This window comes from Microlunatus sp. GCM10028923 (assembly GCF_042666975.1).
Taxonomy (GTDB): Bacteria; Actinomycetota; Actinomycetes; order Propionibacteriales; family Propionibacteriaceae; genus Microlunatus.
In genome coordinates, this window is sequence record NZ_JBHTFF010000003.1 from 96,594 (window position 1) to 108,624 (window position 12,031).

At 70.2% G+C, this 12,031-nt stretch carries 11 protein-coding genes; 8 read left to right on the forward strand and 3 right to left on the reverse strand.

All coding sequences use genetic code 11. From position 1 onward, the window contains the following. Positions 1 to 26: 26 nt before the first annotated feature. From ACFQU4_RS07670 to ACFQU4_RS07700, 7 genes are all read left to right on the forward strand, one after another. Positions 27 to 1,112: a PotD/PotF family extracellular solute-binding protein gene (locus ACFQU4_RS07670; RefSeq protein ID WP_377489076.1), complete on the forward strand. Its 1,086-nt coding sequence runs from the start codon at positions 27 to 29 to the stop codon at positions 1,110 to 1,112. Next, the gene (locus ACFQU4_RS07675) at positions 1,093 to 2,799 is read left to right on the forward strand and encodes an ABC transporter permease subunit (RefSeq protein ID WP_377489079.1); all 1,707 of its coding nucleotides are present in this window, start codon (positions 1,093 to 1,095) and stop codon (positions 2,797 to 2,799) included. The genes ACFQU4_RS07670 and ACFQU4_RS07675 overlap by 20 nt, the downstream gene beginning before the upstream one ends. Beyond that, complete coding sequence (locus tag ACFQU4_RS07680) at positions 2,799 to 4,334, forward strand: DUF885 family protein (RefSeq protein ID WP_377489082.1); 1,536 nt, start codon at positions 2,799 to 2,801, stop codon at positions 4,332 to 4,334. Before ACFQU4_RS07675 ends, ACFQU4_RS07680 begins: the two co-directional genes overlap by 1 nt. Then, a complete protein-coding gene (locus ACFQU4_RS07685) occupies positions 4,331 to 5,092 on the forward strand; it encodes an IclR family transcriptional regulator (RefSeq protein WP_377489085.1) in 762 nt (253 codons plus the stop codon). Before ACFQU4_RS07680 ends, ACFQU4_RS07685 begins: the two co-directional genes overlap by 4 nt. Before the next feature lie 32 nt (positions 5,093 to 5,124). Beyond that, entirely contained in the window at positions 5,125 to 6,441 is a 1,317-nt protein-coding gene (locus ACFQU4_RS07690) for an aspartate aminotransferase family protein (protein WP_377489088.1), read from the forward strand. Positions 6,442 to 6,463: 22 nt separating this feature from the next. After that, positions 6,464 to 7,405, forward strand: coding sequence for a succinylglutamate desuccinylase/aspartoacylase family protein (locus ACFQU4_RS07695; RefSeq protein WP_377489091.1), 942 nt, complete (start codon positions 6,464 to 6,466; stop codon positions 7,403 to 7,405). Between the two features lie 270 nt (positions 7,406 to 7,675). Next, entirely contained in the window at positions 7,676 to 8,830 is a 1,155-nt protein-coding gene (locus ACFQU4_RS07700; protein WP_377489094.1) for a S8 family peptidase, read from the forward strand. Here the strand turns inward: ACFQU4_RS07700 and ACFQU4_RS07705 are convergent. The 3 genes from ACFQU4_RS07705 to ACFQU4_RS07715 form a co-directional block, all read right to left on the reverse strand. Continuing rightward, positions 8,814 to 10,211 carry an MFS transporter gene (locus tag ACFQU4_RS07705; protein WP_377489097.1) on the reverse strand — a complete coding sequence of 466 codons (1,398 nt, stop codon included), beginning with the start codon at positions 10,209 to 10,211 and terminating at the stop codon, positions 8,814 to 8,816. The two genes, ACFQU4_RS07700 and ACFQU4_RS07705, sit on opposite strands and share 17 nt — an antisense overlap. Before the next feature lie 79 nt (positions 10,212 to 10,290). Continuing rightward, positions 10,291 to 10,734: an Rrf2 family transcriptional regulator gene (locus ACFQU4_RS07710; protein WP_377489100.1), complete on the reverse strand. Its 444-nt coding sequence runs from the start codon at positions 10,732 to 10,734 to the stop codon at positions 10,291 to 10,293. 34 nt (positions 10,735 to 10,768) lie between these two features. Next, entirely contained in the window at positions 10,769 to 11,497 is a 729-nt protein-coding gene (locus ACFQU4_RS07715) for a MerR family transcriptional regulator (protein WP_377489103.1), read from the reverse strand. Between the two features lie 61 nt (positions 11,498 to 11,558). Here ACFQU4_RS07715 and ACFQU4_RS07720 point away from each other — a divergent pair, with 61 nt between their 5' ends. Further along, positions 11,559 to 12,026: a DUF6194 family protein gene (locus tag ACFQU4_RS07720; protein WP_377489106.1), complete on the forward strand. Its 468-nt coding sequence runs from the start codon at positions 11,559 to 11,561 to the stop codon at positions 12,024 to 12,026. Positions 12,027 to 12,031 lie beyond the last annotated feature (5 nt).

The window sequence follows — 12,031 nt, forward strand, 5'->3', positions numbered from 1 at the left end:
ACAGTCCCGTTCGAGAGGAAAGCTCCATGATCAACTCAACCGTCACCCGCCGCGGCCTGCTGGCCGGCGCGGCCGGACTGGCCGCGGCGTCGACGCTGGGCGCGTGCGCGTCGGGCAAGAAGCCGGACGCCGGCGGCACCGGCAAGAAGCTGACCATCACGGTGACGCCGTTCGCCGGCGCGGACCTGGGCGTGATGCCCAAGGAGTTCGCCAAGGACTACATGGACAGCCACCCGACGGTGGACATCAAGCTCGACGACACGCTGCTGTTCACCAAGCAGACGGCCCAGTGGGCGGCCGACAAGACCAAGCCACTCTGCAACCTGGCCTTCAGCAACGCCGGCTCGACCGCGGCCGGCAAGGCCACCGGCATGTACATGAAGCTGGACCCGGACCAGATTCCCAACGCCGGCAAGGTTTCCGAGGATCTGACCGATCCGGACTGGGTCGGCATGCCGCTCGGCGCGGACCAGCTCGGCCTGCTCTACAACACCGAGGGGCTGACGCCGGCGCCGACCAGCTGGAGCCGGCTCTGGGCCGAGGACATGACAGGCAAGCTCTGCTTCTTCACCATGCCGTGGGAAGCGATCGGGATGGCCTCGGTGCTCAGCGGTGGCGGCTGGACCGACTTCGACCCCGGCTTCGAGATCTGGGCGTCGCGGGCCAAGAACATCCGGACGATCGTCAGCGCCAACCCGCAGTACCTCAACGTGCTGTCCACCGGCGAGGCCGTGCTCACCTCGCACTATCACGGGACCAGCCAGGTCTGGAAGGCCGGCGGCGCACCGCTCGAGTTCGCGTCGCCGGAGGAGGGCACCGTGCTGGTCCCGGTCGGGGTCAACATCAACGCGGGCTCCAGCGAAGATCAGATCGAAGTCATGTACGACATGATCAACGAGATGCTGTCGCCCAAGTGGAACCAGCGCTGGGCCGATCTTTCCCTGGAGATGCCGGCGAACAGCGAGGTCGAGCTGACCGACAAGCTCAAGGCCCATCCGGCGATCGCCAAGGGCATGGACCAGAAGTTCCAGCTGGTCGACTGGGGCGTGCTCGGCAAGAACACGGCCGCGTGGACGAAGCGCTGGGAGTCGGATGTCGTCGCGAAAATCTGACCGGCTGCGCGGCCGCGGGCTGTCCCTGACGCTGCCGAGTCTGATCTTGCTGGTGGTCGTGTTCCTTGCCTCGATGGAAACCATCGGCGAGTTCTCCTTCCACGAGTTCGTCCCGAACGGCGACAACATCGTCGGCAGTCTGCACAGCTGGCGGAACTTCCTGACCGACCCGGCGACCTGGCGGGTGGTCGGGGAGACGCTGGCCGTGGCCACCACCGTCACCCTCGTGCTGGCCGTCGTCGGCTACCTGACCGCGTACGCCCTGTTCTCGATCAGGCGAACGGTCGGCCGCAACCTCGGCCTGTTCATCGTGTTCTCCTCGCTGATGTTCTCCGGCATCGCCTCGGTGTACGCCTGGCAGCTGCTGCTCGGCCGGGCCGGGATGATCAACTCCGCGCTCGGCGTACTCGGCCTCGGGCCGTTCGACCTGCTCTACAGCCGGATCGCGGTCGTCATCGCCCTGGTGCACACCCTGCTGCCGATCATGGTGTTCCCGATCTTCAACACGCTCGGCCAGATCGACGGTGCGCTGACCGAGGTCGCCGATGATCTTGGCGCGTCACGCTGGCGTACGTTCTCCCGGGTGACGCTGCCGCTCAGCGCCCCGGGCCTGCTGGCCGGCTGCCAGCTGGTCTTCGCGATCTCGATCTCGGCGTTCGCGGCACCGGCCCTGCTCGGCGGCGGCCGGGTCCAGGTGCTGTCGACCACGGTCTACAGCCTGGTCAACGTTTCGAACTTCCCGGTGGCCTCGGTGGCGTCCCTGGTGTTGCTGATCGTCGCGCTGCTGTCGGTCGGCGTCTTCGGGCTGATCCAGCGCCGGCTGCCCAGGTCCGACTCCGGCGGTGTCACCGCGACACCACCGAAGCCGGCCGGCGTGCGCCTTCTCGGCGGCTGGCTCGGCCTGGTCTACGTGTTCCAGTTGATCACGGCGTTCATCGTGATCGTCAGCTCGTTCTCCTCCGTCTCGTACGGCCAGTGGCCGCCGCCCGGCTTCTCGTTGCGCTGGTACACGAATCTGGCGGAACAGGACGGCGTGCTCGCCGCCACCGCCTCCAGCCTGATCGTCGCGGCCGCCGTGACCGTCCTCGCGGTGGTGATCGGGATCATGGCCGCGGTCGGCCTGACCCGGCATCGGCTGCCGGCCGGCCCGTTGATCAACGCCGCGATCCTCTCGCCGACGGTGGTGCCGAAGGTCGCGTTCGGCTTCGCCGTCTTCATGCTGGTCTACCGGCTCGGCCTGGAACCGGGCCGGGTGGCCCTGGTGCTGACCCATCTGGTCGCCTGCATCCCGTTCGTCGTGGTGATCGTGTCGGCCGGCCTGTTGCGTGCCGACCGGACGGTCGAGGACGCCGCTGTTGATCTTGGTGCGCACCGGGTCCGGGCGTTCCTGTCCACGACGCTGCCGCAGATCCGGCCGTCGGTCGCGGTCGGCGCGCTGTTCGCCTTCCTGGTCAGTTTCAACGAGCTCGACCTGTCGCTGTTCCTGCTCAACGCCGACACCAAGACGCTGCCGGTGTGGATGTTCAACTACCTCAACAACTATCAGGATCCGACGCCCGCCGCCCTGTCGACGATCATGGGCCTGACCTCCGTCGTCGTCGCCCTGGTCGCGGTGCCGTTCGTGGTCCGCCGGGGACGGGGCACGGCCCCGGCCGGCCAGGCGCTGGGACTGCCGGGAGGACGATGATGACCGAGCCACGACTGAACCGGCGGCTGCGGGCGCTCTGCGACCTGGACGCCGCCTTCCTGCGCGAGTATTCCGGCCTGCACGAGGAGTACGACGGCACGGTGATCGACCTGTCCCCGGCCGGCGTCCGGGACCGGCGGGACCGGCTCGGCGGCGACCGGTTCCCGGACCCGTTCGACGAGGCCCAGGTGGCCGCGACCGAGAACGCGATGCGGGTCCGGTTCGGGGTCGTCGAGCAGCACCGCCGCGATCCGTGGGTGCACCTGGAGGCGCTGGACCTGTCCCAGTACGACCGGCCGTACGCGCCGGAGCCGGACCGGGCTGCGGCCCGGGATCGCCACCTCGCCCTCTGGCCGGATGTCGTCGATCATGCCGTCGCGTCGCTGGACCTGGTCCATCCGGCGGTCGCCGCGATGTTCCTGCCGGCGGTACGGGGCGTGGCCGGCAGCATCCCGGTCGGAGCCGGGGAGGCCGCCCGGACGGCCGCGACGGCAGCGGCCGAGCGATTCGCCGGGCATCTGGCCGGGATCGCCGGCCGGCCGGCGGAAGATCATCACCTGCTCGGCGGCGACGTGCTGCGCTCCCTGCTCGGCTGCGAGGATCTGATCACCGCCGACCTGGACGAGCTGCTGGCGATGGCGGACGCCGAGCAGGACCGGATGCGGGCGGTGCTGGACGACGCGTTGATCAAGCTCGGCTCCGGATCCGGCTCGGCCGACGAGGCCGTACGGCGGCTGAAAGATGATCATGGCGACTTCGGTGCGGTGCTGGCTGAAATGCAGACCGGTGTGGACGCGGCCACCACGTTCGTCACCGAGCGCGGCCTGATCGACGTGGTCGACCCCGACTGCGAGGTGGCGCCTGCGCCGGCCTCCCGGCGGTGGGGCGTGGCCCGGGTCAGCTGGCGGGCGCCGTGGGAGGACTGCGGGCACTCGTACTTCCACGTCACTCCACCGGATCCCGGCTGGAGCGCGGCCGACGCCGATGCCTGGCTGCGCCGGTTCAACCGGTCGGTGGTGCCGGTGGTGGCCGTCCACGAGGTGACCCCCGGCCACTGCAGCCACGCTCGGGCGATGGCGGCTGCGCCGACCGCGGTGCAGCGCACGCTCTGGTCCGAGCTCTTCTTCGAGGGCTGGGCGCACTACGCCGAGGAGATGTGCTGGGAGGAGGGCTTCGCCGCGGCGGACCCGCGCTACCAGGCCGGGATGGCGATGGACGCGCTGCTCCGGATCGCCCGGGTCCGCTGCGCGGTCGGCCTGCACACCGGCGCGCTGACGCTCGAGGACGCGGTGGCCCTGCTGGTCCGGGACGGCTTCGTCGACGGGCCGATGGCCAGGTCCGAGGCGGTCCGCGGGCTCTGGGAGCCGAGCTACATCCGCTACACCTGGGGCAAGGTGCTGCTGCGCCGCCTCCGGGACCGGCTCCGCGAACAGTGGGGGAGCGACTTCACCCTGCCGCGGTTCCATCGGGAGTTGCTGGCCCACGGCTCGCCTCCGGTCGGGCTGATCGCACGCGAACTGGGGGTGTCCCTGTGACGGACAAGGCGACGTCGGACAAGGTGAGCTATCAGGCCCGGGTCTTCGCCGTGCTGGAGGCGGCACTGGAGGTGTCGGAGTCGAGCCGGCCGGCCAGCGAACTGACCGAACGGCTCGGCCTGCCGCTGTCCACCACCTCGCGGCTGGTCAACTTCCTGGTCGCCCAGGGGATGCTGTCGATCCGCGGCACCGGAGGGTACGGCCCGGGCCCGCGGATGTTCCGGCTGGCGATGCGCACGCTTGATCAACTTCACGAGTCGGAGCAGCTGGATCGGGTGACCAGGGACCTGTCCAAGCTCACCGGGGAGAGCGTCAGCATCGGGCTGATCGTCTCGGACAAGATCGTTCTGGTGTCGCGCTGCGAGCCGGACGCGTCGCTGCGCGCGGTGGCCCGAGTCGGCGACCTGATCCAGCCGCACACCTCGGCGATGGGCAAGGCGATCCTGGCGGCCTGCACCGATGATCATCAACGCCGGATGGTCGAGGCGGCCGAGGGCGACGTGCCGGCGACGGTGCTGGACGAGCTGACCGGCGAACTCGCCGAGGTGCGCCGGGCCGGCTATGCCGTCGACGAGGAGACCTACAGTCCCGGCCTGCGCTGCCGGGCCGCCGCGATCCTCGGGCCGGGCGGTCGGCCCGCCGGCGGCATCTCGATCGCAGGCCCGGCCGCCCGCTACAGCCGTGAGCTGGCCGATGCCGGCGTCGACGAGCTGAAGGCCCGGGCCGCCGAGCTCTCCTCGATCGTCGAGGCCCACTGACCGAAACGCCGACGAAGATCAAGGAGATCAGTATGAGCGTGACGTCGATCAGTCCCGCCGACCTGCACGCCCGGGCCCGTGCCCTGGTGCCCGGCGGGACCCATTCGAGCACTCGCGCCCGGGATCCGTACCCCTGTTATGCGCAACGGGCCGAAGGGCCTTGGCTGTGGGATGTCGAGGGCACCCGGTGGACCGACTTCGGGATGGGCAACGCGGCGGTGATGCTCGGTCACGCCCACCCGGCGGTCACCGAGGCGGTGGTCCGCAGCGTCACCGACGGGCTGACCTGCGGCACCGAGACGGCGACCGCGGTCGAGGCGGTCGAGACCCTGCGGACGATGATCCCGGACTTCGGCCTGGCCCGGTTCGCCGTCACCGGCACCGAGGCCCTGATGCACGCGTTGACGATCGCTCGGCAGGTGACCGGCCGGGAGCGGGTGGCCAAGGCCGAGGGCGCCTACCACGGTTGGGCCGACAGCCTCTGGGTCTCCACCTGGGGCACCCCGGACACGATCGGGCCGCCGGAACGTCCGGCCTCGCCGCCCGGCTCGGCCGGCCTGTCCCGGGCCGCGGCCGACACCGTGGTGTTCCCGTTCAACGATCTGCCGGCGACCGCGGCGATCCTGCGTGAGCATGCGGCCGATCTGGCCGCCGTGGTGCTCGAACCGGTCCTGATCGACATCGGGTTCATCCCGGCCGAACCGGCTTATCTGCAAGGGCTCCGGGAGCTCACCGCCGAGCTCGGCATCGTGTTGATCTTCGACGAGCTGCTGACCGGGTTCCGGCTCGAGCCCGGCGGGGCGCGGGCCCATTACGGCGTCACGCCGGACCTGACCACCTACGGCAAGGCCCTCGGCAACGGCTACCCGATCGCGGCCGTGGAGGGCCGCGCCGACCTGATGGCGGTGACCGACACGCTGGCCGGCGGGCCGGTGCAGTGGGTCGGCACCTTCAACGGGCACGGCAGCGCGGTGGCCGCCGCGGCCGCGGCCCTGCCGATCCTCGCCACCGGCGAGCCGCAGCGGCACCTGCACCGGCTGACGAACCGGCTCCGGGACGGCTTCGTCGACCTGGCCCGGCGGCACCGGATCCCGGTGCTCGTCGCCGGCCTGGGCGGCCACTTCCAGCCGTACTTCCTGCCGGCGGCACCCCGTGACTACCGGCAGGCGATGGCCACCCACACCGAGCGCTACCTGCACCTGGTCCGCACCGCCGAGCGGCACCACCTGCTGCTGCCGCCGAAGGCGCTGCTGCACGGCGCGCTCGGCGCTGCGCACACCGAGGCCGAGGTGGACGCGCTGCTCGCGGCGGCCGACGAGGCGTTCGCGACCGACCCGACCCGTTCATGATCACGACCGAAGGAGAATCCCGATGACCGCCACCCGCACCCTGGACCGACTTCCGGTGTCCCGGCTGACCGACGGGCGAGAACTGGAGCTGGTCGTGCACCGGCTCACCGGCAGTGCCGACGGGCCCCGGTTGATCTTGCTCGGCGGCGTCCACGGCGACGAGCCGATCGGCGTCGAGATCGTCCGCCGGGCCGTGGAAACCCTGTCAGGCTTGGACTTCGAGGGCGAGGTGCTGGCGATTCCGGTCTGCAACCCGCTGGCTCTGCATGCGCTGAACCGGAACTCGCCGCTGGACGGCGGCAACCTGAACCGGGTCATGCCCGGTGATCAACAGGGCACGATCACCGACCGGATCGGTGCCGTGCTGGCCGACTTCCTGCGCACCAGCGGCGGCACCCACCTGATCGACCTGCACTCCGGCGGGAATCAGGCCACGGTCGACTACGTCTACCTCGACACCGACGGTCCCGAGGTCGCCACCGCGTACGGCTCTCCGCTGCTCTACGACCACAACCCGTACCAGGGCACCACGACCGACGTCGCGAAGTCCGCCGGGATGAAGGTGATGGTCTCCGAGCTCGGCGGCGGCGGCCAGCGGATCGACCACTTCGTGTCCCGCGGGGTCACCGGGATCAGCAACGTGATGCGCCGGATCGGAATGCTTCCCGGCGAGCCCGAGCCGCCGTTGGCGCCGCAGCGGGTGGTGCACGAGATCAGCCGGATCGGACCGCTCCAGGGCGGGTTCCTGATCAGCGAGTACGGGGCGGACCGGCTCGGCGAGGAGGTTCCCGAGGGCACGCTGCTCGGCCGGGTCTACGACCCGTACACCTTCGAGTTGCTGGAGGAGCTGCGAGCCCCGTACCCGGCGAACATCCTGGTGCTGGCCCGCGAGCCGATGACCGTCGTCGCGCCGGGCGACTTCGGCTTCATGGTGGCCAACGCGGCCACCGCGACGCCGCTCTGAGCCCGGCTCCGGGCCCGAAACGGGCGTCCCAGCCGCGGAGTTGACGAACTCCACGGAAAGCGCCTGCAGATGTAAACACTTTCCCTTACCCAAAGAATCTGTGCTGCCCAGGTATTCCGCAGGGACTCCCTCAGGAGTTCTTGAAGTTCATTGCTCCCGAGTTATGGCCTGCGAAATGGTGAGTTCGGGCCGATAAGAACGGTCGGAATTCGAGACAGACCCGGCGGTATCCGCCGGATGCGGGGGTCTTGGGGGAGGGGCAAGTTTTCCATGCGCAGGTTCTTGAAAGGTTTCGCTGCCTTAGCGGCGGTCATTCTGCTCTCGTACGCGGCGGCGGCGCCGGCCGCGGCGAGGGAACCGGAGGACAACCGACTTGGGCGCTACATCGTCGTGCTCGACGACGAGGCCGATCTGCTCGGGTCGACGCTGCACCGGTTGCAGTCGTTCACCGGGTTGAAGATCGGCCACGTGTTCGAGAAGGGTCTCCGCGGCTACAGCGCGACCATGCCGAACCGGCTGGTCAAGAAGCTGTTGGCCGACCCGCAGGTGAAGTACGTCGAGCCGGACCAGGAGGTCGTCGGCAACGGGCAGCTCTTCCCGTGGGGGATCAACCGGGTGCAGGCCGACCTCAGCTACACCAAGGCCGGCAACGGGTCCGGGACGGTGACCGGGGTGAATGCGTACGTGATCGATTCCGGGGTCGCGCCGCACGTCGACCTCAATGTCGTGAAACGGCTCAATTTCACCGAGGAAGCCGACACCGACTGCCACGGTCACGGCACCCATATCTCGGGCACGATCGCCGCCCGGGACAACAGCGCCGGCGTCGTCGGTGTCGCGCCCGGAATTCCGATCACCTCGCTGAAGGTGCTCGACTGTGAGACCCACGGCTGGTATTCGGACATCATCGCGGCGATCAACTGGATCACCGCGAATGCGAAGAAGCCCGCCGTGGCCAACCTCAGCTTCGGCGGTTCGCTGAGCAAGTCTCTCGAGGATGCGATCCGGCGATCGGTCGCCTCGGGGGTGTTCTACGGCGTGTCCGCGGGCAACAAGCAGACCTCGGCGTGCAACCAGTCGCCGGCCCGGGCCGGCGCCGGCACCAACAACGGGATCGTGACCGTCGCAGCGATCGGTTCCGGCGACCGGGAGGCGTCGTTCTCGAACTACGGCCCGTGCGTCGATCTCTGGGCACCGGGGGTCGACATCAAGTCGACCGGCAACAGTGGCGGCATCGGCCCGATGTCGGGCACCTCGATGGCCGCGCCACACGTGACCGGGGCGGCCGCCCTGTACCTGTCCCGGCGCCCGACCGCGAAACCGGCCGACGTCGAGGCCTGGCTGAAGCGGGCCGCGGTCTACCCGGGGACGAAGAGCAAGGACGGCCGGGCGATCCGCCTGGTCTGCGTCAAGGCCGTGGTCTGAGCATCCGGCCGGCGACCAGGAGCGCGATCAGGGTGATCGCGGTCAGTCCGAGGAACAGGTCGGAGTAGGCCGGCGCTTCGAGGTCGTACCAGGGGAGCAAGGGGCCGGCACCGTGCCGGGCGTCGAGGAGGACGCCGGCGAGTGCCGGCCCCGCCCCGGCCCCGAGGAACTGGGCGCCCTGGAAGATGCCGAGTCCGGCGCCCGCCAGCTGGGGTGGCTGTGCCTCGGCCGCGACCGTGGTGACGTTGGTGATCACGAAGGCGAAGCCGGCGCCGAGCCCGGTCACGGCGGCGGCGATCAGGATCGGTGACGACCCGGCGCCGAAGGTCAGAGTCAGCATCGCCGCGCCGATCATGATCAGCCCGCCGAGCACCAGCGGGCGCGGCCCGAACCGGCCCATCAACCGGCCGGCGACCGGCGAGAGCACGCCCAGGGCGATGCCGCCCGGGATCATGATCAAACTGGCCAGGCCGGGGGTCAGCCCGTTCTCCTCGATGATCATGGTCGGTACGAAGACGAGAGTGGACAGGTTGACCGCCATCGCCAGCAGGATGACCAGGGTGGCCGCGGTGAAGGCGCGATCCGCGAACAGGGCCGGCGCCACGAACGGGTGAGCGGCGGTCCGGACCCGCCAGACGAACAGCCCGGCCAGCACCGGGGCGCCGATGATCAACGGCCAACTGGTCGGCGAGTCGAACCCGTTGGTCTGCCCCTGGGTGATGCCCAGCAGCAGGGCACCGGTGCTGGCGCCGAGCAGGACGCCGCCGGCGACGTCGACCGGCCGGCGGTCCTCGCCCGGCGTGGTCGGCAGCCCGCGCAGGAGGCCGGGCAGCAGCACCAGCGCCAGCACGGCGGTGCACCAGAACAGGCCTCGCCAGCCGACCAGCTGGCCGAGCACGCCACCGAAGGCCGGGCCGAGCGCCGCCCCCGTGCCGCCGACGGCGCCGAGCAGGCCGAAGCCCAGCGCCCGGCGGTCCGGCGGCAGCAGTCGCATGACGGCAACCACCGACAGCACCGGGATCGCGGCCGCCCCGGCGCCCATGATCACCCGGCCGCCGACGATCGCGACGAATCCCGGCGCCAGGGCGGCGACGACGCTGCCGGCGGCGAAGACCAGCAGTGTGCCGACGTACAGGTTGCGCAGGCTGAACCGGTCGGCAACCCTTCCGTAGAAGGGAATTCCGATCGAGAACGTCAACAGGAAGCCGGTCACCATCCAGGCCAGCTCGGCCTTCGACGTGCCGTAGGCGGTGCCGATCATCGGCAGCACCAGGGTGACCATGTCGCTGCTGATCACCACCAGCAGCATGGCCGGTCCGACCAGCGCGAGCACTCCCGCTGTCGACCGCGTGCGCACGGCCGGTTCTTGCTTGACCGACATGAGGCGAAGTCCTTTCTCGACTGTAACAATGACGGTTACAGTTTGGGCATGATCAACTGATGATTCGGGTGGGCAGGGTTTACGGCGACGCCGCTTCGCGTTCCAGGTCGAGGATGCTGCCGTGGATGTCGGCGATGCTGGTCCGGCTCAGCCGCTGTTGCATCGCGGACTCGGCCGCGGTGAACTCGGTGTGCAGCAGGGTGGCGATGTGCCGGCCGATCACGCAGCCGGGATTCGGGGGATGGACGTGGCCGGCGAGCACCGGGCCGACCTCGACCGCGGCGTACGCGTCGTACAGGCTGATCTTCCGGGCCGGCCGGCTCAGCCGCCAGCCGCCGCCGTACCCCTCGGTGGACTCGACCAGACCGGCGTTGCGGAGTTGGCCGAGCACCCGGCGAACCGCGACCGGATTGCTGTTCAGGCTGTCCGCGATCTCCGCCGATGTCATGAGTTGATCTTGGCCGTGCTGGGCCAGCTTGGTCAGCGTGTGGATGGCCACCGCGGTACGGCTGCTCAGGGTCATCGCCACCTCCTCGGGGTAACCGTAACAGAGATGGTTACAGTCGTTGTCTGTCGTCCCGGTCGGTGAGCAGGCTGCTGAGTGTTGCGGCCGCGGCGAGCAGGGCCCGGGAGCGATTCTCGATGCTCAGGCCGCGGGCGGCCAGGGCGGCGGTGACCTCGGCCTTGCCGGTGCCGGTGAGCTCGGGCAGGACGGCCCGGAGGGTCTCGATCCGGTAGCCGGTCAGGCGCAACTGCTGCACGATCCGGGCGTCCCGGACCTGGTTCGGCGCATAGCGGCGCGTCCCGCCCGGCGGCACCCGGTCCGGCACCACCAGACCCTCGGAGTCCCAGTGCCGCAGGGTCGAGGCGCGCAGCCCGAGGGCCGTCGCGAGCTCGGAGACGCTCATCGCGTCGCCCGGCCGCACGTCGTCGATCGGCTCCTCCTTGATCGCCGTCACCGCAGCCCGGGCCCGTCCAACCTCCGTCCGTTCCCGGTCCAGGCCGGCGTGGGCGGCGTCGAGCCGGGCCAGCACCTCGCCGACCGGCCGGGTGTGCACGGCGCGGAGCAGGTCCTTGGCCGCGACCGGGCCGATCCCGGCGGCCAGCTCGCGGTAGGCGAGCACGGACCTCAGGTGTACCTCGCGATAACCGCGATAACCCGCGTCGGTACGGTCCGCCGGTGGCAGCACGCCGTCCCGTTCGAGGTTGCGGATCTGCTGGGCCGAATAGCCGGTGCGACGGGCCAGCGCTCCGGTCCGCAGACCGGGCGAGTTGAGGGTTTGCACTCGTACTGCCTCGATTCCGAGCCGTAAGGCTCTACAAGCACTTTAATGAAACGCTCGAAGCATGGAAATCCAGGAGATCGTCGATCAGGTCGCCGCGCTGCCCGGCACGCTGGTCGTCCGGCCGGGACCGGGCGACGGAACGCCGGAGCTCGCCTGGGGCGACGTGTTCTGTTACTACGCGCCGGACGGCGTGATGCCGACGGCCACCCAGCCGTTCGCCACCGTCGTGACCAAGAACTATCCCGAGGACGAGCTGTCCCGGCTGGACCGGCCGGGCGCCTTCCGGGTCAACCTGGCGGCCGGCCGGGACGCCTTCGTCGAGCAGGTCGGGCACCTGCCGCGGGAATCGGACCCGGGGAGCGATGATCCCGGCCGGGACGACGTCGTGATCGCCCATCCCGTGTACGGGTCGCTGGGCTGGCTCGCCGTCGTGAATCCCGGGCCGCGGACCGCCGCCACGGTGCGGGTCCTGCTGACGAAGGCGTACGCGTTGGCGAAGGGGCGCTACGAACGCCGGACCGGTGGTTGACCTCA